2 protein-coding genes are annotated in these 1179 nt (G+C 53.6%); both read right to left on the bottom strand.

Annotation, left to right across the window (positions count from 1 at the left end; all coding sequences use genetic code 11):
- Positions 1–985: cache domain-containing protein (locus BT114_RS14795; RefSeq protein WP_143142861.1), on the bottom strand; the 985-nt coding region annotated here is incomplete at its 3' end.
- Positions 986–990: 5 nt separating this feature from the next.
- Positions 991–1179: hypothetical protein (locus tag BT114_RS14790; protein WP_143142860.1), on the bottom strand; the 189-nt coding region annotated here is incomplete at its 5' end.

The following is a 1179-nucleotide window of genomic DNA, read 5'->3' as shown; positions in this document are numbered from 1 at the left end:
CCAGTTCAGCCTGATCATGGGTTTCCAGCCGCTGGGACAGATCCAGGGTTTCGGTGATATGACCCAGTTGCTGCTGAAAACGCACCAAAGGGCGAGTCAAACGAGCGGTCAACAGATACAGCAGTAACGCACTGACCACGATGACCAGCAATGACAACAGGGTTAATTGCCGCCCCATTTGCCGCACACCTTCATGCACTTCCTTGGCATCCACCAGCAGCAGGAAGGTCCAGCCAACCTGCGGCACACTGATGCTGGCAGCCAACCAGTCCCGATCATCATGATGAACCGACTGTATCGCCGGTTCTCGCGGATCATAATCGGGCAAAACATCCTTTAACTGCCGTTGCAGCATGGCCGGATCGGGATGAGCCAACAAGGCCTGCTGGTCATTTAACATCCAGATTCGAGAGGTCCAGCGGGTTTCAGTAGCCAGTAACTGGCGCACAATGCCTGAAATCATCAGGTCAGCACCCAGAATACTATCCGGCTCATGTTTGAGTGGCTTGGCCAGTGAAATAATCAGGTCACCAGTCACCGCATCCACATAAGGCTGGGTCAGGATCAGACGATTTTCACTGCGAGCCTGCAAATACCAAGGCCTGACCCGTGGATCAAAACCTTCCGGCAACTGACCGGGTGGCTGAGACTGAATCATCTCCCCTCGGTTCGTGCCTACATACAAAAGATCAAACTCTCCCGCCAACAGCCCAAGCGTTAATGGCTCTTCCCATGCAGCCCAGTTTGCCGGACGAGCCGGCAGGCGACTGGCCAGGGCACGCATCACCTGACTCTTGCCTTCCAGCCACTGCAATGCCGTACTGCGAGTCAGTTGCAGGCTGGCCTGCATTTCGCTTTCAACGGCCTGTGCCACTTCTTTACGTAACAAATACCCCGACAACAGGCTCAACATCAGCAAGGCGACCAGCAGCAGGCTGGCCATCGATAGCAGTAGTTTGTTCCGAAATGACAGACGGTTGATCATCAGACTTATTCCTTGTCGGATTGCTCCACAAAACGAAACTCATTGACCAGTTTCCCCAAGTCATCAGACATACTGATCATCTCTTCACTGATTTCGGTAATATTCCGTACCGACTGGGCATTGTGGGCACTGGCATTGGCAATATCCCGCAGTGCAATCACCACCTGGCTGCTGGCGGTTTTCTGCTGTTTGGT

Origin of the sequence: Marinospirillum alkaliphilum DSM 21637 (genome assembly GCF_900119735.1) — a bacterium.
Lineage (GTDB): Bacteria > Pseudomonadota > Gammaproteobacteria > Pseudomonadales > Halomonadaceae > Marinospirillum > Marinospirillum alkaliphilum.
The sequence above is the reverse complement of the archived record's forward strand: the minus strand, read 5'-3'. Positions and strand labels throughout refer to the sequence as shown.